The following is an 18,406-nucleotide window of genomic DNA, read 5'->3' as shown; positions in this document are numbered from 1 at the left end:
CCGTGACAGTCGTATGTCAGATCCGTCGGCGACTGTGGTCGAAACAAGCCGCCACGAAAGGAACCCAGATGAGTCAAACGGCTCCCATCCCGCACGGCCTCCCCATGGAGCGCAATGCGGGCCCCTTCGACCCACCCTGCGAGATCACCCGACTGCGCGAGGCTCGCCCGGTCAGTCCCATGGTCTTCCCCGACGGTCACGAGGGCTGGCTCGTCACCGGCTACGACGCGGTCCGCCAGCTCATGGCCGATACCCGGTTCAGCTCCCGCCAGGACATCGGCATTCTCCACGTACCGTACGAGACCCCCGGCATGCCTGTCGCCACCGAACCGTCCCCGCAGATTCCGGGCTTGTTCGTCGCCATGGACCCGCCGGACCACACCCGGCTGCGGCGCATGCTCACCGGCGCCTTCACCGTCAGACGCATGAAGCAGCTCGAAGAGCACATCATCGACATCACCGAGCGGCAACTGGACGAGATGGCGCGCCGCACCCCGCCGGTCGACCTGGTCGAGGAGTTCGCGCTGCCGGTGCCCTCGCTGGTGATCTGCGAACTGCTCGGTGTCCCCTACACGGACCGGGAGACCTTCCAGGTCAACTCCGCCAAATTCTTGGTCAAGGACCAGCCGCTCGACGAGAAGATGGCCGCGTACGGCGCAATGACCACATACCTCGCCGAACTGGTCACGCGCAAACGCACCGAACCCGGCGACGACATACTGTCCGACCTGGCCCGCCAGGACGACCTGACCATCGAGGAGCTGGTCGGCATCGCCTTCCTGCTGCTGCTCGCGGGCCACGAGACCACCGCCAACATGCTGGCACTGGGCACCTTCGCGCTCCTGGAGCACCCTGAGCAGCTGGCCGAACTGCGCGCCGACCCGGATCTGATGCCCGATGCCGTCGAGGAACTCCTGCGCTACCTGTCCGTCGCCGATATCTTCTATCGCTACACCACCGAGGACATCGAACTCGGCGGTGCAACAATCGGCAAGGGATCGACCGTTGTTGTCTCCCTGCTGGCCGCCAACCACGACCCCCAGCGCTTCGACAACCCCGACACTCTCGACATCCGCCGCGAGGCCCGCGGTCGCCTGGCCTTCGGCCACGGCATCCACACCTGCCTCGGCCAGCAACTGGCCCGCATCGAGATGCGCGCCGGTTTCGAGGGACTGCTGCGTCGCTTCCCCACCCTCGCGCTCGCCATCCCCGCCGACGAGGTGAAACTCAAGACCGACATGAATATCTACGGCGTCCACGAACTGCCGGTCACCTGGACGGAAACGGGCCAGTAGAACCATCGGCCGAGCGCGTCAACTGTGCAGGAACGCGCATTCATGGCCTGTCTTGTGGATCATTTCGGTTAGTCACGAAAGGAGATAACGAAAGTGCGAATCTCTGTGGATCGGGAGCGCTGTATCGGCTCGGGCATGTGCGCCCTTATCGCGCCGGAGGTCTTTGATCAGGACGAGGACGACGGCAGGGTGCGGTTGCTCGACCCAAGACCGCGGCGCAATCACTCAGCAGTGCGGGAGGCCCTGGATGCTTGCCCGTCCGTGGCACTCGACATCGACGAATCCTGGGACCAGAGGTACACCGGGGGAAGTTGATGAACGGGTCATGATCAGGCAGGCGGCATTCCCGGCGTCGCTGGTGGATGACCGCGACCAGGAACTCCGACAGCCACGCATACTCCGAGCTTGCATATACGCATACGTATAGCACACGCGACGTCGTTGTGGTCGGCGGCGGATTCATCGGCCTGGAAATCGCCCAGGTCGCAGCCGCGCACGGAGCAACCGTGACCGTGGTGGAAGTGGCTGACCGATTGTTGGGCCGAGCCGTTTCCTCCAGCTGGAACCACATCTACGCGAACAACATGAGCGTAGTGGCGTCCGTGTGCTGACCGGAGTCAGCGTTCGCGGGATCGCCGGCAACGGGCAGGTTCGTGCGGTGACCACCGATCTGGAGTCGCTGCCTGCCGACCTCGTCGTCTACGGGATCGGCGCGGCACCCAGAGACGAACTCGCACGAGGTGCCGACTTGGCGACCGACAACGGAATCGTGGTAGACGAGCAGTTGCGCTCGGACAGATCGAGCGGTTCGGACGCGCCGTGTGCGAGCAGCGTCCCGAACCCGCTCACATCGGCGACGACACCCGCGCACGAGGCCGGGACAGCGCATATCATTCCGGCATGCGCCGTCGTGGGTGGCTTCGAGCCGCGGTGTGTTCGATCGTGTTGGGCACCACCGGATGTGTAGGGGCGGTGGACCGCGCGGATTTCGAGCACGAGATGCGCACCCGGGGTGGCGGATTGGTGAGTGCCCTACCGGAGGCGGCGATCGCCGCCGTGCGCGAACGGTTGGGGGTCACCGACGTTCAGGCGAACGTCATTATCCTGACCGCACCGGATTCGAGACAGTTCCGGCTGGTCCTCGCCGAGCAACCGACGCAAGTGACCCGGTTCCTGGCGGGACGCGGCGATCTGGCGGCACGACAATCGGTGGTGCGGCTGCGGATCCGCCATCCGGACGGGTCACGCGCGCTGGACGACTATTCGTTCACGCTCGGCGAGCTCAGTGCGCCGCAGCCGGTACGCGTTTCGGCGTTCGACGACCTCGACGGCGAGGGATTCGCGGTGAGCGAAGTTCCCGGCCTGGCACGCATCGAGGACATCGTCGACACCGCCCTCGCCCGGAGCGGGCTCCCGGACGCCCAGGTGACGATCATCGTGGTGAGCCGGTTCGACAGCGACATCCGCATCGTCGCCAATGTGGTTTCACCTCGGTCGGAGATCATCGCCGAATTCGACCACACCGGTACCTTCCTCCGTACCAGGCAGGCCTGAGCGATGGCCAGACTGCTCACGACAGCGCTGACGACCGGGCTCGGCGTGGGAGCCTTCAGCACCGTACTACCCGTTGCGATCTGGCCCGGCGAAGCGAAACTCACTGCACCGCTGTTCTGTTCGGCTCCCTATAGTGAGCCGATCGTAGTGTCGGACACGACCCACGATTCCGAGGGGACGTCGGTGAACTACACCCTGTACTGCGTAGGCGACCGCGGTGCCGCCACCGACGAAGGCTTCGTCCTGCCATTCCTGGTGCTCATGGCAGCCCACGTGCTGATCGTGACCGTCGTCATCCTCGTGGCCGGCCTTTGGTCGCGGCTGCGCACCGACCCACCCGAGGATTCGCCCACCGACGTCGTCGAGTACTGACCCCAGACGGGGACGGCAGGCAGACTCACCCACCGATCCGCGACGGCCCGATCGAGGCGTTGCCGAAACCCTGGGATCACCGGGATGACAGCGAGCTACCACTCCACCGATCCCAACTCCCAGGTACCCCGGCGAAAGCCGGAACTCGGAGTCGCTGTACGACCTACCCGGAAGGCTCGGATGCGCTTCGCACCAGAAACATTCGGTTATCAAACGGATGCAAATTCTCCGCCTCGCCCGCCCGGATGCCCTGTACGGCAAATATTCTCGGCACAGACGACAATGGCCGACGGCGACCGCGCCGACGGCTCGCGGAATCACCCTTTCACGCGTATCGAGAGAAGCCGACGATGGCCCGGCCCACTGCTCCCGACCCGACCACGCACACCCCGCCCTCCGCCGGGATCCGACCCGGCCTGATCCGCGATCCCTTCCGCTTCGTCATGGACGCTGCCGCGCACCATGACGGCCTCGTGCGGATCGGCGCGGGACCGCTGGAAACCTTATCGTGAGCCACCCCGAGTATGTGCGCCGCATCCTGGCGGCCAACGCCGCGAACTATGTCAAGGGTTCGCTGATAAAACCGTTCCGCGCTGCGCTCGGCAACGGGTTGGTCACCAGTGAGGGCGAGCACTGGAAGCGACAGCGCCGCCTGATGCAACCAGCCTTTCACGTCGCGCAGCTGCGGACGATGGAGGGGCATATCACTGCGTGTGTAGAGCGTGCCGTGCGGCGCTGGGAATCCGCGGCCGACGCGGGCCGGCATCACGACAGTCAACGGTGCTCCCGCGCCGCGCTGGATCAGTACGTCCTGCAGATTCCAGACGCTGACCGGCGCTTCCTGACGCCGGATCCGCAGATACAGATCGCTGGGATTGGCGACATAGTCTTTCGTGTTGCGGTCCAGTGCGCGCAGATACGCGTACCCGACCTGCGGATCGCCGGATCGCGCGATCAACGCGGAGATAATACTCCGCATCGTCCCCGATGCCGCGACGTCGCGAATCAGTAGCTTTTCCTTCATATTCGGGGTGATCAGATCGTCCCAGTCCTTCGGCGCCCGGTCCGCGGTGAGCATCGTGCTGTTATAGAAGATGATCTCGGCGTGCGCATCTCCGCCGGCCACAGCTTGTCCGGCCCCCGGTACCGTTCCGGCACCCGCGCGACGATATCCCGGCGAGCCACGGTCAGCACACCGGTCTGTATCCCCTGCGCGAACTGTTGCGACGTGCCTCCCCACCACACATCGGCCTGCGGGCGGTGTGTCTCCGTGCAGCCGCGATACACCAACTCGCTCGCCCCCAGGGTGAGTATCCGAACCCGGCCCCGGATCATGGTCGAGCCCAGCACCTCGTCGACCATCTCGAACGGCACGATCTGGGTCAACTCGCCGAAATGGCCAGGGGCGAACGCACCCGGTGCAACCGCAGCAGCGCGAGGAATGGCAGACTGAGCAGACAGCGGAACTCCAGTGGTAGCGGCGGGCGTCTTGGTAGGACAACCCATCAATACCCGGAGTTCCGCTGTCTTCGCTTCACTGACACACCTTGGCGGACAACATAATTCGCCACCCAGATCGACCGCAGCCGGTCGACCACGGCGAGCCACCCACAGAGTTGACGACCGGAACCGCCGCCTTGACTTCCCGGCATTGCTGCTAGCCCGGGTGTTCCGCCGGGTGCGCACCGATCCGTACCAGCACCACGGCGGCGTCGTATTCGACGCCAACGGGATGCTGCTCGGACTGCGCCCAGTCGCCCCGCCAGCGACCGCCTCAACTCCGACCCCCCTGCGGTCACGGCGGACATCCTAACCGTGTGCATATAAATTTGCACAACTCAGGTCTGATGCAATTAGATTTGCATTAGGCTACAGGGTTGTCTTCCCACCACGAACGGGCTTGTACATGACCACTCTTCAACTAACCGCACTAACGGTCATCGCCGTGGAGGTACTCTTCATCCTGACAGCCCTGTGCTGGCCGCAGCGGGGCGGCTCGGCTCGCCGACGGCCTACGACTCCGGATCGCCTTCGCAGACGAGAACACCAGGTCCATCGCTGACCAGCATCCGGTGCACACGTCGCAGGGCAACTCCACCTCAAAATGCGGTAAGTTTTCGGATTTCACTGGAAGTCATGGCCTTTGGCGACCATATACTCTTGATGGGAGTCGGCAGCCCCCTCATCCTGCCGACTCCCATCCCTGCGGTGGCTGGTCTTTCGAGACGGCAAGGTCAGCTACCTCGACCGATCCCGCAGTTCGGTCGCTTACCACGTCCGCGACGCACAACGCAACCACAGCCCGCCGCGGATTCGCCGAGACAATTCACGCAACTCGTTGTATGCCAATGCCTCCCTGGTACGCGATCACGATGCCACATCGACACGATCCCGGCCGTCCATCCGGAATCGGCTCACCGGACAACGCGGAGCTCGTCGCGGCGGCGCACGGTCCGCAGACCGCACGCCTGCCCGACGCCGCCACCTTCTTCCGCCATCGCCATCACGACAAGCAGGACGAAGCCGGCCGGTCGCTGCTGCAACTCGCAGGTTTGTCTCCCTGACTGGGCGTAGGCGGACATGTACCGATGCTTCCAGCGGGCGATCTACACCCATCGAATACTTCTTACAATTACTTGATGCCACCAGGGGATGCGGGGAAGTACCCGATCTGAATAGAATGTAAAAAATAGTCCCGCTGTTTGCCTAGCGGAGCTGCTCCCACCAGAATCGCTACTCGGGGACGTTCCGATCCGAAGTGACGACTCGGCAACGGCGCCGAATGCGTCGGGGCGAAGATCGCCGACCACCGCGCACCCGGAGACGAAATGACTGCAGCCACAGTGAAGCTCGCCATCCTCCTGGTCGTGGCCGCTACGCGGCCAGCCTGATGAAGGTCTTGTCGCTGGTCACGCACCTGCTCGTCGACGACCTGGCCGTAAAACGCCATCGACGCCCGGTCTTCGGCGCTCTGTCAGCGGTCGCGGCCCTCCACAGTTCTATACATTTGCAGCCCCGAAGGTGACTCTTGAATTCTTTTTCCGGTCGGATGCGCAACATTCTTCACTGCTTGTATCGAATCGCAGGCCGGGTCGGTGGTCAACCCAGCAAAGTTGTCGGTGCAGCTTTTCGTCGAGATTCTGGCAGCAACGACCACCGATCATGCGGCAAGTCCATCTTTTGGACACCGTCGATCACCGCATACGGCCGACGGCGAACTCGGCGTCGCCGCAAAGTCCACGACATGAAAACGCCGCCACAACGGGAGGCGGCCCTTGCGGCGACACTGCACGATATCCACACCGGCCCACAGGGTTCCGGCGTCGGAGCGTTTTTCGACTTCGATGGCACCCTGCTGCAGGGATTCCGTCGGGGCCTTTCCGGTCCGTTGATGCCGTCGCGAACCATGAGATCCCGGACTCTGATCTGGTCGCTGCTGGCCGGACTTTCGGGTGGGAAGACCTCCGCATACCTCGACCGCATCCACCGACTGATATCCCAGGTATGGCGTGGCCGCACGGAGCAAGATTTCGAGGAGATCGAGGATCGACTGTTCACCCGTTTCATTGCCGGGCACCTGTATCCGGAAGTCTTGCAATTGATTCGGGCACACCACGCGGCCGGCCACACACTCGTGATCGCGACGGCAGCGGTGCGTTTTCAGATTCGTTCCACGGCACGGGAACTCGGCATCGATCGGGTTCTATGCACCGAAACGGCTGTTTCCGACGGGATGCTGACCGGCGCTGTCGACGGCGAACTGTTAGCGGGCCAGCGCAAGGCCGACGCTGTGCGGAGGTTCGCGACCGCCAATGGCATAGAACTCGCACACAGCTACGGCTACTCCAACGGAGAGTCGGATATTCCGCTGCTGTCGCTCGTCGGCAATTCGATCGCGGTGAATCCCGACCGCCGACTGTCCGCCGTAGCGGGCCGTCGAGGCTGGCGAGTACTGCGATTGCGTCCACGCTGTACCGCAGAACCCCACCGCATAGCACGAACTGCCCTCGGGCTGCTCGCTATCCTTGGTGCGGCAGCTGCCGCGGCGGTATGCTCGCTTCGTCGTGACCGACAGTCTGCGATCGACAGAATGTATGTATGGGTATCAACCGCTGCGCTCGGCTGTGCCGGAGTGCGAGTGCGAATAGCCGGCTCCGAGCATACCCGTGCGCACCGGCCAGCGGTCTTCATTTTCAACCATCAAAGCCAAATCGACGCCCTGATCGTCCCCTATGTGCTCCGGGCTGCGTTCACCGGGGTCGTCGCAATGAAGGCTCGCCGCTACCCAATATTCGGTCCCCTGCTGCGATTCGTCGGAGTCATCTTTGTCGACCGGTCCGCACCCAACCGAGCCAAGCGGACACTGGAACCCCTCGTTGCTGACCTGCAGTCGGGTAGATCGGTCGCGATAGCGCCCGAAGGCCGCGTGTCACCCACCCCGCACCTGCTGCCCTTCAAGAAGGGAGCATTCCAACTCGCAGCCCGATCAGGCGCTCCTATCGTCCCGATCGTCATCCGAAATTCCGGTGAAATCCTTTGGCGCAGTTCGGCATTTGTCCATCCCGGAACCATCGACGTAGCCATACTCGAACCAATCGACGTCAGCTCATGGAAACCGGACACCTACAACCAGAACATCGAAGAGATCCGCCACCTGTACGACGAAACGCTCACCCACTGGCAAGCCAGAGTGGACCACCAAGACTCCACCGGGGTGCCGGAATACCCTCAGGCGCTGAGGCATTTCGGGTAGCAGAACCTGAATCCGGCCTTTCCACTGACATTATGGGGCAACGTCGAATTTCCGGATTGAACCGCGGTCATGTCGGCCGTGATGTATACAGTCGGTGAAGGTGAGGACATGTTGGACTCGAAAGCGGGAGTGCGGTGCCCTTGATACTCGGTGGCACCCTCGTGGTGGTGGTCGTTATCCGGCAACGCCGCACCGTCCTGGAACACTGGCATCTCTCAGTCGGCGGGCGTGAAAGCCCGGACTCGTGCGCAGCGTTGATCACCGAAGCATCGAACTGACCGAATGCATCAGACCGTATAGCGTCTACAGCACTTTCAGTTGCGGGAAGGCGAGCATGTCGTCGAAGATGTTGAACGCGATCGGGTCCACGGTCACGGTGCCGGCGTCTCCCGTGAAGTATTCGGATATCTCGTTCTGCAGTGCGTGTACTTCGTCGAGTTCGGACGGCAGCGGCTTCACCAGCCGATAGCCCATTGTCGAATGAAAGCGGTAGGCGCCGAATCCTGTGCGGCTGAGCCCAAGCAGATCGGTGACCTGGTTCCGGAACCGGTTCAGTGCATCGGCGGTGGTGATGTCGATCGGTGCGAGAGCCACGATGAATCCCGTGGCCATGTCGCGCAGACCGTCGGCTCGCATCGTCACGGTGCGCGGAACGTCCAGCCGCGCGGACTCGAGGCGCCGCAGAAACGGGATACTCGTGTCAACCGTCGACGTCGCGCGTGCCATCCACGTCGGCCAGACGGCCGTACCCAGTTGGTTTTGGTTGACGCCGTCGAGCACTGTCATGTGGAAGCTGTCGTGCGGAGTGAGAACGTAATGCCGGGCGAATCGGCTGGCCCGCAACCGATCCTGCGCCCGAATCTGAGCGCGGAGGAACGCCGAGTTTCGCGGAATCGGTGATGCGAAGGTGTTGCCGGTAAACCGTTGCGCGTTGCCGTGGATGTCCCATTTCTCGCCGGGACCGGCGGCAGTCAACGGCTCGCGCCCGTCGACCGGCAACGGCGCAGCGGGCAACGTAGGGACGATCCCTGAGCCGGCTCCATGCAGCACCCCGCGACGACGGCAGCCATCGCGGACACACCAGCCACGCTCAAAACCGCCCGGCGTTTCATGTATTCGCTCCTGATTATCTGCTCGAGCCGAACTCGATCTACCGGTGACCGGTCCGCCCCGATGGGCTGGATTCAACTGGCCGCGACAGTTTCATCCGGCAGACCGAAAACATGCGAGCCGACTACGTTGCGAAGTTGCTCATCGGTCCGGGAATCAATCCAGGACGTCGCGATCTCGTAACCACAGTCGAAGAGTTGTCCCGGCTGCCGCGCGGTGGCCTGGAGTGCGGAGCCGTACGGTTGGTGGGCGAAAATGGTCGACTCGCGCAAGGACCTGTCATGGAACGGGCGCGGGCGATTGGGAATCGGAGGCAGGGACGGGTGGAGGAGCGGAAAGATCAATCCACCCCGGCTGTTGTATGGTTGCGGTCCGTAGAGGTCCATAACCAATGCGGGATGCGGGGAGAAGACTTCGTGCGGAACGCGGTACTGGCAACCGCCGTCGAAGACGTCCTCGAGCCCCGCGGCCGCGGGCAGAGCTCCCGGGATGCGAGTCGCAGCAACCAGCACGTCGGCAACCGGCAGGTCGGTCAGGCCCAACGTCGGTAGGTCGCGCGGCAGCAGCAGTGTGCCGTGTTTTGCCGAGTAGACGGGAATGATCAACGACGATGCCGTCTCATGCGGTCGCAGTCCGGGCGGCTGCGATGTGAGAGCGAAGTCGGCGAATGTGCGGTCGCCGACGACGGCATAGGCGAGTTCGCGAACTCGAGCTTCGGGGTATAGCGCACGCCGTGTCAGCAGCGCACGAAAGCTTTTCTTGCCCAGCACATTCTCTTCGGGGTAATCGACCGCAATCCGCCGTGCCTCGTCGCGAGTCATACCCAGAGCCGCTGCCGCACCGCCGATCGCGCCTCCGCTCACACCTACCACAACCGGCTGCAACGGGGCGACCGCCAACTCTTGCCGACTGCCCTGCACTCGCCGGGCAGCGAGGGCATCCACTGCACCGATGGTCATCCCCGCCATCAAGCTGAGGCTGCGACCGGCCACTCCGGCGACAATCCGCACCACCGGACCTTGCTGAGTCAATGACTTACCTTCCGCTGTTCGGTCAATGCAGGCCCACGGCCGACTTGATCCAGTGCCAGCCGAACCGGTCCTGCTCCGCATGCCGCTGCGATGAACGGGCCGCTGCCAGGGCGGTTCGAAGACCGTGCCGCTCGCCGACGATCGGTCGGACCCGTGCCAGCCGGACACATCCCGCGTCGAAGGGAGCGAGAACGCGAGGAATTTTCGTTCCGAGCTCGTCTCCGGTGCGTCGTCGGAGGTGCGACGTAGGAACCGGTCCGGCAGCGCGAGCTTGTAGATGGTGCGGGAGGTCAGCCAGAACTGTTTGGGCAGTGAGCCGGTCGTATAGGGAATGTCGTACTTGTCGCACAGCGCGCGAACACGATCGGCGATCTCGGCGTAGCGATTGCTGGGCAGGTCGAGGAACAAGTGATGCTCGATTTGGTAGCATAGGTTTCCGCTCATGAACGCCAGCGCCGGCCCGGCCTCGAAGTTCGCGGTCCCGAGCAACTGCCGTAGATACCACTGGCCGCGAGTCTCGCCCACGAGCTCTCCGGACGTGAATTTCTCGGCTCCGTCGGGGAAGTGGCCGCACATGATCACTACAAAGGACCACAGATTCCGGGCCAGAAGCGCCGCCGCGTTGGCCGAGAGCGTGCGCCGGAAGGCCCTACCCGTCAGCGCGGGATAGATCAGTAGATCTTTACCGATCTGACGGCCGAACTTCCGCGCCAGCTCCCTGTTCGGTGTCGACAGCTGATGTCGGCCTGGCGTGTCGGAGAGTCTTCGGGTGATAGCCCAGTCGTGCACGGCGATCGCCCATTCGAGGAATGCTGCGATGCCTATAGCCGTCACAGGTTGGACGAGATGAACCGGGCGCCATGGTTCGTCGCGGGTCATTCGCAGGACAGCGAAACCCAGATCTTCATCCATGCCGTACACATTGGTGTACTTGTGATGGATGTGATTGTGTGCATTCTTCCATTGCGACGAAGGGCTGGCAAAATCCCACTCCCATGAGCTGGAATGGATTTCCGGATCGTTCATCCAGTCCCACTGGCCGTGGCTGATATTGTGCCCTAGCTCCATCATCTCGATGATCTTGGCAACGGCCAGCAGCGCTGTGCCCACCAGCCATGCCGGTCTGCGCTTGCTCGCGGAAAGCATGGCACGTGCAGCCACTTCGAGGATCCGCTGCGCCTTGATGACGCGCGTTACGTAGGCGGCGTCCTGCGCCCCGAGCGATCGTTCGACGTCTCGACGGACCGCATCCAGCTCGGCGGCAAAAGATTCGACATCCGACTCGGCCAGGTGAGCAAACGTCTTGATATCGGTTATCGCCACGAGTGTCCTTGTTCGGCTCTCTTACAAAGCATTTGAATACCCATAAACTTGATCCAGCATCGACCACTCACCGACACCGAGCAAGTCGGCTGGAGATCTTTTACACGCACCTGAGAAATACCTCCGCCGAAATCCGGGAGAGCCTTTTCGGCGTAGCACGCTACGGAGCGCGCACCCAGGACGAGAGCCTCCGTGGAGTCGAGCTCACGCAGCAGCATTGCGATCTCGTAATTGCCAGCGCAGGCAGTCGGCCGATTCTGGCCGATGCAGTCGTTATCGCCACCCCGGTATCGCCCAGCGGGCGCGGGCACCGTGCGACAAATACGACCTGCCCCACACCGCCGCGCTATTTGCCAAACACGCACGTGCGCACGCTGTCACGAACACCGTCGACGTTTCGGTCCGCCTTGCGCAGCAGCCGCTGCATGCCGTCCGGGGCAAACCTACCGGTGTGTTCGGCCGTGTCCATCCGATCTGCGTCGAGACCCGGCAGACGTCCCTGCATGAACTCACGCGCCCGAGCCCGTGGCTCGGAACGCGTGATATTGCATTACTACTTGCCGCAGGTCTTCGTGATGTGGTCCCCGATGTTCTTCGCGGACTGGGCCATTTTGGCGGTGCTGTCCTGAGCGGAGGTCTGCTTCTTCTGCATCTGCTCGAGGGACGATGACGGATCAGAGGGGTCGATACCGAAGTTCAGCGCATCGAGGGCGGCCTCGTGAGAATCGGCGAAAGTCTCCCAATCCGCTTTGATGTCAGCGGGGGCGACTTCGGCGATCTCCCGCGCCTTGATGACAAGCTCATCCGAGCCCTGCTGCGCGGTGAGATCGCCCAGATCCTTGACCGCGGCGCAATATGCGGAGATATCCGAACCGGCGCTCTCGGACGATGCCGAATTCCCACTTCCGGACGACGGCGAGTCCTGGCCGCATCCGGACAGCGCTCCGATACCGATGACAAGGGCGGCGAGAATGGTGACAGTATGACGCATGAATGCGAATCCTTCCGATTACCTGTCGTATTTCTTCATCACGGCGTCGTACGCCTGCGCGACCGTCGCGCCGGCGCCGAGTTTGTTGCATTCACCGTCCACCAGTGCCGCCGCGGTGTTGAACCGGCCGTCGAATTTGCTACCGGGCTGCACCAGGTGCTGTTGCAACAGCGCCGCCTGCTCCGGGCGCTTCATCTTCAACCACACCGAGCACTTGGTGCTCGCGTCACCGGATGCCGACGTGTCACTCGGCGAGGAGTCACTGGACGGCGGCCTGTCGGTGGACGAGTTGCCCCGGTTCAGTTCATCCACGAGCTTGGCGACCCGCACCGTATCGCCCGCGTTCCTCTTCTTGGCCACCTTGCAGCCGGCGTCGACTTTGCGCACAACCGTGGTGGGCTTCGCCCCGTACTTGTGCCCGGGCCGTTCCGCCAGCAGATCCTTGATGGTGGACACCCTGTCACTCAGCTTCTGGCTCGAATACTCCGCGCAGCTGATGCTCTCCACAGCGGACGGCGCTGCTGTGGCCGGCGCCGTATACACGAGCATCGACAGCACGCCCCCCGCGAACATGGCGGCCGCGATCGTACGTTTCATTGAGAATTCCTTCCGATGAGAATTGGCAAGAGCCCATGGATCACGCTCTTTTCCGTCTTCCTCCCTGCGACGGCCCTGGCAGGCTAACCCGGAAAAGGCCTGATGACATCCCTGGATCACATAATTTACAGTCGTTTGAGATATCGCGGCGAATCCGAGGCGGATTGAGACCCCTCGAAGGTTCGGACCACGCTGAGCATTTTCGCTGGCCCACCACCAGATTGCTGACCGCCGCCGCATGAATATCAGCCCCTTTCTCCCTTCCCCGGGCCACATCCCGGGCACCGGAGCCGGCGCCGAGCCGAGCCGAGCCGAGCCGAGCCGACGTATCCGATCGGACAACGGAAACCCACAGAATGTCACGCCCAGTCGTCATATTTGACGATCGCTTGAGATTTCTCCCATCGGATCCGGCGCGTGCCCCGAGTCGCGATAGCGAATGCGCATGTTCAAAAGGCTGTAAATAAATTCTTCCACCCTTGCTGCGGCAGATGCGGAAACGCCATAATCCCAGAAGCGGACGCAGGTCGGCAGGAACTTCCGGTTCGAATGCGAGCCGATGCCCTCCGACCGCGAGGATGAAACGGGCGTACAAGAATCCGCCGGTGCCGGTGACCGCCCACGACGAGTCGGCGACGCTGGTGTTTGATGATGACTGCGCGTGCGGTCCCCGCCACGTCGTAGATGGTGTAGCTGAGGCGGAAGCCGGGTTTACGGTCGGACTCGATCCGCCCGCCGGTGAGCCGTCGGGTTGATCGAGGTGGAGGACGCCGGTCTCGACCAGGACCCCGCTGTCCGCAGCGGCAAAGGCAATCAGGTGGCGCTGCGCCTTGCTACCCAACCAGACACGATGAGTTGAAGACCACATTCAAAGCCCTGCGTCGAATCAGCCTGTACCACTGGAGAACCGGAGCCATCGTCGCCACCGCGCTCGTGCTGCTCCACATCGAACACAGCCGAGCCACATGGATCCGTTCCATCGACGCAACCACCGCCACCCGGCTTCCTAAAACCGGACCATCGGCAACCAAATGACCACATGCAGTCCATGCGGAACCGCGGCCGTAACCGTGAGTCGCCCCTGATGCCGCTGCGCCAAGGCCGCCGCGATCGGCAGACCGAGTCCGGACCCGCCCGGCAGCGCCGACTTACCACGGAAGAACCGGGTGGTGAGTTTGTCGATTTCGTCTTCCGCGACACCGACCCCGTTGTCGAACACCGATATGGTCGCCCCCTCGGGATCCGCCCATACCGACACCCACGTCCGGGCGCCCTCGCCGGCATAGCGGCACGAATTGCTCAGCACCACATCGAGAATCCGCACCATCGCATCCTCGGGCACCGCCACCACGACCGACGGCGGCGGCGTGTTCGCGGACAGGCTCATGCCGGCACGCTCATAGGCCGCCTCCCATACCTCTACCTGTTCCGCGAGGATCTGCCCCACATTGCTGCGACTCGGCCAATCCCCATCGGCACGGACCGGGTTGAAGCCATCAGACGTCTCCGCGGCTGCCAGCCGCAGCAGGCCGTCGAGGATCGCGGCGAGGCGGTCGACCTGGGAACTGGCCCGCCGGAACGAATTCTCGGCCTTCGCCGGAATCACGGCATGCAGCGCCTCCAATCGAATGGAGAGCACTGCCAGCGGATTCCGGATCGCATGCGAGGTATCCGCGACCAGCTGGCGCTGCGACTCCACGGAATCGGATACCGTCTGTGCCATCGTGTCGAACGACTCCGCCAGATCGCGTATCTCCGGCGGCCCACCATACCTCGGCGTCATCGATGTGGGGGGTGTGCGCACATCCGATCTCGGCAGAGTTTCGGTCAGCGCCACAACCGCCCGCGACAACCTCCCCAGTGGACGCAGAATCCAACGGCTCAGCACCAGCGCCAGACCGGCGCACAGTGCCAACGACGTCCAGGCAGCGACCGCGATCAACGACCACCGGTCGGCGACATCCTGTTGCGCGCGCCGCGCCGACGCCTCGACCAGCACCGCGCCCTCGATGTCCATGCCGACCCCGATCGGGCGGGCGATCAGCATCGTCTTCGGATCCCACGTCAGCAGGCGCTGCGGCGGCTGTGTCGAATACTGGTTGCTGCGCGCCTCGGCCAGTAGGCCGACCGTCTCTGGATCATCGGCGTCCACTCCGGTGTTGGCGTACACGACACCGCCGGCGTCGACCACAAGCACGCTCTCGTCGTATAGGCGGTGGCGGCGCTGCAACTCGGCATCCAGATACTGCCGGTCACCGGTCGCCATGGCCTGGCTGGCGAGCTCGGCGAACCATTCGGCGTCCATGTAGCGGCTGAACCACAGTTGCTGAGTACGCGATGTGGATACGGCAGCTCCCAATGGCACCGCGAATCCGAACACCGCCAGCCCCGCGAATACCAGCAGGATCACCAGCAGCCGTCGTCGCAAAACTCACCCCGCACTCATCGTTCTCACCGATACCCGAAACCCCGGCGTTTGCGCTCCGCATGGAACCCCTGGTCGGTGAGCACTTCGACCAGTGCATCGCCGACCTCGTCATCGTCGTCGACTATGGCAAGTCGCACCCGCTGATCTTCCCGCACCACATGAGCGGAATGCGAGTCTTCCGGGAAATCGTTTGCCTGATGTTTACTCACCTGGAATCCACCGCCGAGTTGGTACGAAATCGGAGCGCCCAACCCCCGACTGGCCTCTAGAGGCACGTTTTCGACCATTGCTCTTAAATATTTCCCGGCGGCTGATTTCGCAATGAAATTGCGAAGACTTTACAGCCACTTGATATTTCCAACTCATCGCGATACGACCGATCGAGCTATTTTTACCGGCCGAATCCGAAATCCAGGACAGGGTTTACCTTGACCAACCGGCACTCGATGGTCTGTCGTGTCCGGCGACGGACATCGTGACGTTGAAGGTGCCCTTGCCACGGTCGACATCGACTGCGCCGAGGGTCGCCCTGACATCGGGCATGTCCGCGGGCCTCTCCCTGGGCGTCTCGGGTACGTCGGTGGGCGCCGCTTCGGTCGCGACCTGCTTGTCCTCCGCGCAGAGCAGGTCCGCGCACGGAACACCACCGTTCATGGCATCGACGAACTCATGTGCCACCGCATCGGCGGCGAAACCCCCGGCGTTTGGGGGTTTCCTGCTGCGACGCCGGTTGGCCCGCAAATTCGATCGCCGAAGGTGACAGCCCAGAGCCCTACGGTCAATCTGCATGAGCCGCCGAACGGCACCAACAGGGCATCCGTAGCCCCGCCCTCCGACACCCCCTTCCGCCGCCGATATGAAGTGCTCCGTCTACCTGAAGATGGAGCACAAGGAACAGGCGGGACTGCTGAAGCAGCTCATTACGCCGTCCACCAAGTTCTACAGTCTGTTCAACACCGCCGCGGTGCTGAACGACGGCGAGTCCGGCAAGAACGAAACCGTCAGCGCAGTAAGGCAGGACGTGCCGGTAGGCACGGCCGGCAATCAGCGGCACGGGACACCTCGAACAGGCTCCGCACACCGCGACGTGCGGAGCCTGTTCGACGTCCGTGACTCAGACCCGGCGCACACGGTCACGGTAGCCACTTTCATTCCGAAACTCGTTGTGTTCCCGGGATTTTGCCCCAGCAGTACTGGACTGCACAGCGAAAATCAACGAGTAACCGCACGCGCAATCTCAAAGGAATGTAAAACTGCAGCCGCGGGGTAATCGTTCCGCGATCGGCATGATTGAATCGCGATGGCGGACACCGCGATCTGTCGTCGGCGAAGAGAAGGACTTGCAGGACTCCGAATATGACTGGCCCACAACACTCCACCCCCCACAACCAACCCGGCGGATTTCCGCCGCAGCAACCCTACGGCGCGCAACCCCCGCCGCAGCCATATGGCGCCGCACAGCAGTACCCACCGCAGTACGGCGCGCCGCAAGCCTACGGACAGCCCCCGTACCCGCCGGCGCCCGGCGGGCACTACCCACCGCAGCCTGGCAAGAGCGGGGGTGCCGCAGTGCCACTGATTCTCGGCGGCGGCTTCGTGCTCATGGTCGTCATCGGCATCGTTGCCTACTTCCTGTTCTCCGGTGGCGGCATCCCCGGCACATCCAGCTCCCCACGTGAGGTGGCCGAGGCGTTCGTCAATGGCGGTGAGAACAAGAAGGACCTGATCTGCAAAGCCGATCTGGCGAAGGCCGAGGGCGCGCCGAAGCCGAGTTCCGCGCCGACCGGGGTGCCGAAGGTCGACGCGAAATCCACACTGAAGAGTGTCGATGTGCCTGAAGGAAGCGACAAGGGCACCTTCACCGTCAGCGTCTCGGTGAAAGTCGGCGGCCGCACCAACAACCAGAACGTGACCTACGACCTCGTCAAGGAGGATGGCGAATGGAAGGTATGCGGCCTGCTCAAGGGACTGAACACCGGTATCAGGTGATGGCCGGCTAACCATTCACCCGATCCCACGGTCGGTTTCGTATTCGCGCGGTTCGGCAAGCCGCACATACCATCGCCAGATGCTCGGCACCTTCGAATATTTCCGCAGTAACCCGGATTCGCCAAAGTTGACGGTTCAGTACGTCGATACGCTGATCAGCCTCGGCTACGACGATGATCGCCTCGAATTCATCGAGATCGTCGATTCGACGCTGTCGTCTATGTCGTGGATGTGCCGTCCGCGCCCACGAAGCCGCACCACCCCGGAGCAGTCGTATGTCCCGTGTGAGCCCCTGGACCAATGATTTCGGCACGGCCAACGCCATCAACGACCTCGACGACGAGCTTGCCGCCGAGCGGGCGGCGCGCCGCCGCGAGGCCAGCCGCTTCGTCTCCGAACAAGCCAAGGTCCAGCACCAGCTCGAACAGGTCGGCTCCCGGATCGACTCGGTCACCGACCAGATCAGCACCGTCCTCGAATGGACCGAACTGCGCTTCCAGCTGCTCGAATTCGACGAATACCAGGCGCGCAAGGAGATCCGCAAGGCCTTCAGGGCCCTCGCCCAGGGCCGCCCGGCCGTCCTGCCCGAGGTCGATGACGTCCCCGGCTACTGGATGCCGCCAGCCGCGCTGGCGGTCCTACCGCTGATCCTGCGCGAGCGCCACCCCGCCGCCGTCCCGGCCCGCCGTCCCGGCGCGAACCCGTTCGAGGACTTGAAGTCCGGTCTCGAGTCCGCCCGCGAGCGCGACGCGGTCCGCGCCCAGCTGTTCCACCTCGCCGTGGGCCTGTGCTTCGACCAGCCCGCGTTCATCGACGCGACCGTGCTGCGGCTGCTGTCCGAACCGGTCGGCCTCGGCCAGACCGAAGCGGGCCAAGTGGCCAAGGGATGGCGGGCCCTGTGGGAGCATGTGGCCCTCGGCGGCTTCGGCCCAGCCGCCGTCGAGCAGCTGTCCGGCCGTCTCG

Annotated in this window: 21 protein-coding genes and 1 pseudogene; 14 read left to right on the top strand and 8 right to left on the bottom strand. The window is 63.4% G+C overall.

The annotated features are described in order from the left end of the window. The first annotated feature begins 68 nt into the window (after positions 1-68). The 10 genes from OHB12_RS02805 to OHB12_RS02770 all read left to right on the top strand — a co-directional run bounded on the left by OHB12_RS02805 (position 69) and on the right by OHB12_RS02770 (position 7,974). Entirely contained in the window at positions 69-1,295 is a 1,227-nt protein-coding gene (locus OHB12_RS02805) for a cytochrome P450 (RefSeq protein ID WP_327115847.1), read from the top strand. A gap of 93 nt (positions 1,296-1,388) precedes the next feature. Next, positions 1,389-1,610 (top strand): ferredoxin, encoded by a 222-nt coding sequence (locus OHB12_RS02800; RefSeq protein ID WP_327115845.1) that lies wholly within the window; start codon positions 1,389-1,391, stop codon positions 1,608-1,610. Between the two features lie 47 nt (positions 1,611-1,657). Continuing rightward, positions 1,658-1,906: an FAD-dependent oxidoreductase gene (locus OHB12_RS36030; protein ID WP_442799952.1), complete on the top strand. Its 249-nt coding sequence runs from the start codon at positions 1,658-1,660 to the stop codon at positions 1,904-1,906. Next, positions 1,900-2,262, top strand: coding sequence for an FAD-dependent oxidoreductase (locus OHB12_RS02795; protein ID WP_442799951.1), 363 nt, complete (start codon positions 1,900-1,902; stop codon positions 2,260-2,262). Before OHB12_RS36030 ends, OHB12_RS02795 begins: the two co-directional genes overlap by 7 nt. Positions 2,263-2,267: 5 nt before the next feature. Then, the gene (locus tag OHB12_RS02790; protein WP_327115843.1) at positions 2,268-2,849 is read left to right on the top strand and encodes a hypothetical protein; all 582 of its coding nucleotides are present in this window, start codon (positions 2,268-2,270) and stop codon (positions 2,847-2,849) included. A gap of 183 nt (positions 2,850-3,032) precedes the next feature. Continuing rightward, the gene (locus OHB12_RS02785) at positions 3,033-3,221 is read left to right on the top strand and encodes a hypothetical protein (RefSeq protein WP_327115841.1); all 189 of its coding nucleotides are present in this window, start codon (positions 3,033-3,035) and stop codon (positions 3,219-3,221) included. 350 nt (positions 3,222-3,571) lie between these two features. After that, entirely contained in the window at positions 3,572-3,733 is a 162-nt protein-coding gene (locus OHB12_RS36025) for a hypothetical protein (RefSeq protein WP_442799950.1), read from the top strand. Then, positions 3,730-4,233 (top strand): cytochrome P450, encoded by a 504-nt coding sequence (locus OHB12_RS36020; RefSeq protein WP_442799949.1) that lies wholly within the window; start codon positions 3,730-3,732, stop codon positions 4,231-4,233. The genes OHB12_RS36025 and OHB12_RS36020 overlap by 4 nt, the downstream gene beginning before the upstream one ends. Positions 4,234-5,593: 1,360 nt before the next feature. Further along, entirely contained in the window at positions 5,594-5,785 is a 192-nt protein-coding gene (locus OHB12_RS02775) for a hypothetical protein (RefSeq protein ID WP_327115839.1), read from the top strand. A gap of 680 nt (positions 5,786-6,465) precedes the next feature. Continuing rightward, positions 6,466-7,974 carry an HAD-IB family hydrolase gene (locus OHB12_RS02770; RefSeq protein WP_327115837.1) on the top strand — a complete coding sequence of 503 codons (1,509 nt, stop codon included), beginning with the start codon at positions 6,466-6,468 and terminating at the stop codon, positions 7,972-7,974. Positions 7,975-8,277: 303 nt separating this feature from the next. Here OHB12_RS02770 and OHB12_RS02765 read toward each other — a convergent pair whose 3' ends face one another. The 4 genes from OHB12_RS02765 to OHB12_RS02750 form a co-directional block, all read right to left on the bottom strand. After that, positions 8,278-8,988, bottom strand: a complete 711-nt coding sequence (locus tag OHB12_RS02765) for a DUF1868 domain-containing protein (RefSeq protein WP_327115835.1) — start codon at positions 8,986-8,988, stop codon at positions 8,278-8,280. Positions 8,989-9,158: 170 nt separating this feature from the next. After that, positions 9,159-11,438 carry a fatty acid desaturase family protein gene (locus tag OHB12_RS02760; protein WP_327115833.1) on the bottom strand — a complete coding sequence of 760 codons (2,280 nt, stop codon included), beginning with the start codon at positions 11,436-11,438 and terminating at the stop codon, positions 9,159-9,161. A gap of 553 nt (positions 11,439-11,991) precedes the next feature. Beyond that, positions 11,992-12,429, bottom strand: coding sequence for a hypothetical protein (locus OHB12_RS02755; protein WP_327115831.1), 438 nt, complete (start codon positions 12,427-12,429; stop codon positions 11,992-11,994). 18 nt (positions 12,430-12,447) lie between these two features. Further along, positions 12,448-13,026 carry a hypothetical protein gene (locus OHB12_RS02750; protein ID WP_327115829.1) on the bottom strand — a complete coding sequence of 193 codons (579 nt, stop codon included), beginning with the start codon at positions 13,024-13,026 and terminating at the stop codon, positions 12,448-12,450. An 855-nt stretch (positions 13,027-13,881) separates the two neighbouring features. Between OHB12_RS02750 and OHB12_RS02745 the strand changes: the two are divergent. Further along, positions 13,882-13,992, top strand: a pseudogene (locus tag OHB12_RS02745) (IS5/IS1182 family transposase); the annotation flags it as partial. A gap of 40 nt (positions 13,993-14,032) precedes the next feature. Here OHB12_RS02745 and OHB12_RS02740 read toward each other — a convergent pair. The 3 genes from OHB12_RS02740 to OHB12_RS02730 all read right to left on the bottom strand — a co-directional run bounded on the left by OHB12_RS02740 (position 14,033) and on the right by OHB12_RS02730 (position 16,132). Continuing rightward, positions 14,033-15,454 (bottom strand): sensor histidine kinase, encoded by a 1,422-nt coding sequence (locus tag OHB12_RS02740; RefSeq protein ID WP_327115827.1) that lies wholly within the window; start codon positions 15,452-15,454, stop codon positions 14,033-14,035. Positions 15,455-15,477: 23 nt separating this feature from the next. Next, the gene (locus OHB12_RS02735; RefSeq protein ID WP_327115825.1) at positions 15,478-15,663 is read right to left on the bottom strand and encodes a hypothetical protein; all 186 of its coding nucleotides are present in this window, start codon (positions 15,661-15,663) and stop codon (positions 15,478-15,480) included. A gap of 214 nt (positions 15,664-15,877) precedes the next feature. Continuing rightward, on the bottom strand, positions 15,878-16,132 hold the full coding sequence (locus OHB12_RS02730; RefSeq protein ID WP_327115823.1) for a hypothetical protein: 255 nt from the start codon (positions 16,130-16,132) through the stop codon (positions 15,878-15,880). Between the two features lie 202 nt (positions 16,133-16,334). On the opposite strand from OHB12_RS02730, the gene OHB12_RS02725 reads away from it, so the two are divergent. From OHB12_RS02725 to OHB12_RS02715, 3 genes are all read left to right on the top strand, one after another. Next, entirely contained in the window at positions 16,335-16,724 is a 390-nt protein-coding gene (locus tag OHB12_RS02725; RefSeq protein ID WP_327115821.1) for a hypothetical protein, read from the top strand. A gap of 86 nt (positions 16,725-16,810) precedes the next feature. Continuing rightward, entirely contained in the window at positions 16,811-17,443 is a 633-nt protein-coding gene (locus OHB12_RS02720; protein WP_327115819.1) for an Rv0361 family membrane protein, read from the top strand. Positions 17,444-17,522: 79 nt separating this feature from the next. Beyond that, entirely contained in the window at positions 17,523-17,747 is a 225-nt protein-coding gene (locus tag OHB12_RS02715) for a hypothetical protein (RefSeq protein WP_327115817.1), read from the top strand. Positions 17,748-18,081: 334 nt separating this feature from the next. Here OHB12_RS02715 and OHB12_RS36015 read toward each other — a convergent pair whose 3' ends face one another. Further along, positions 18,082-18,351, bottom strand: a complete 270-nt coding sequence (locus OHB12_RS36015; protein WP_442799948.1) for a hypothetical protein — start codon at positions 18,349-18,351, stop codon at positions 18,082-18,084. Positions 18,352-18,406 lie beyond the last annotated feature (55 nt).

Source organism: Nocardia sp. NBC_01730, assembly GCF_035920445.1.
Taxonomy (GTDB): Bacteria; Actinomycetota; Actinomycetes; order Mycobacteriales; family Mycobacteriaceae; genus Nocardia.
Note: the sequence above shows the minus strand (reverse complement) of the source record. Positions and strands in the feature narration are given on the sequence as shown.

Excerpts from the sequence above, each read along its gene's own strand:
- OHB12_RS02775 (WP_327115839.1), top strand. The coding sequence starts at position 5,594 with ATGCCACATCGACACGATCCCGGCCGTCCATCCGGAATCGGCTCACCG.
- OHB12_RS02770 (WP_327115837.1), top strand. The coding sequence starts at position 6,466 with ATGAAAACGCCGCCACAACGGGAGGCGGCCCTTGCGGCGACACTGCAC.
- OHB12_RS36030 (WP_442799952.1), top strand. The coding sequence starts at position 1,658 with ATGACCGCGACCAGGAACTCCGACAGCCACGCATACTCCGAGCTTGCA.
- OHB12_RS02755 (WP_327115831.1), bottom strand. The coding sequence starts at position 12,429 with ATGCGTCATACTGTCACCATTCTCGCCGCCCTTGTCATCGGTATCGGA.
- OHB12_RS02750 (WP_327115829.1), bottom strand. The coding sequence starts at position 13,026 with ATGAAACGTACGATCGCGGCCGCCATGTTCGCGGGGGGCGTGCTGTCG.
- OHB12_RS36015 (WP_442799948.1), bottom strand. The coding sequence starts at position 18,351 with ATGCTCCCACAGGGCCCGCCATCCCTTGGCCACTTGGCCCGCTTCGGT.
- OHB12_RS02725 (WP_327115821.1), top strand. The coding sequence starts at position 16,335 with ATGGAGCACAAGGAACAGGCGGGACTGCTGAAGCAGCTCATTACGCCG.
- OHB12_RS02805 (WP_327115847.1), top strand. The coding sequence starts at position 69 with ATGAGTCAAACGGCTCCCATCCCGCACGGCCTCCCCATGGAGCGCAAT.
- OHB12_RS36025 (WP_442799950.1), top strand. The coding sequence starts at position 3,572 with ATGGCCCGGCCCACTGCTCCCGACCCGACCACGCACACCCCGCCCTCC.
- OHB12_RS02720 (WP_327115819.1), top strand. The coding sequence starts at position 16,811 with ATGACTGGCCCACAACACTCCACCCCCCACAACCAACCCGGCGGATTT.
- OHB12_RS02715 (WP_327115817.1), top strand. The coding sequence starts at position 17,523 with ATGCTCGGCACCTTCGAATATTTCCGCAGTAACCCGGATTCGCCAAAG.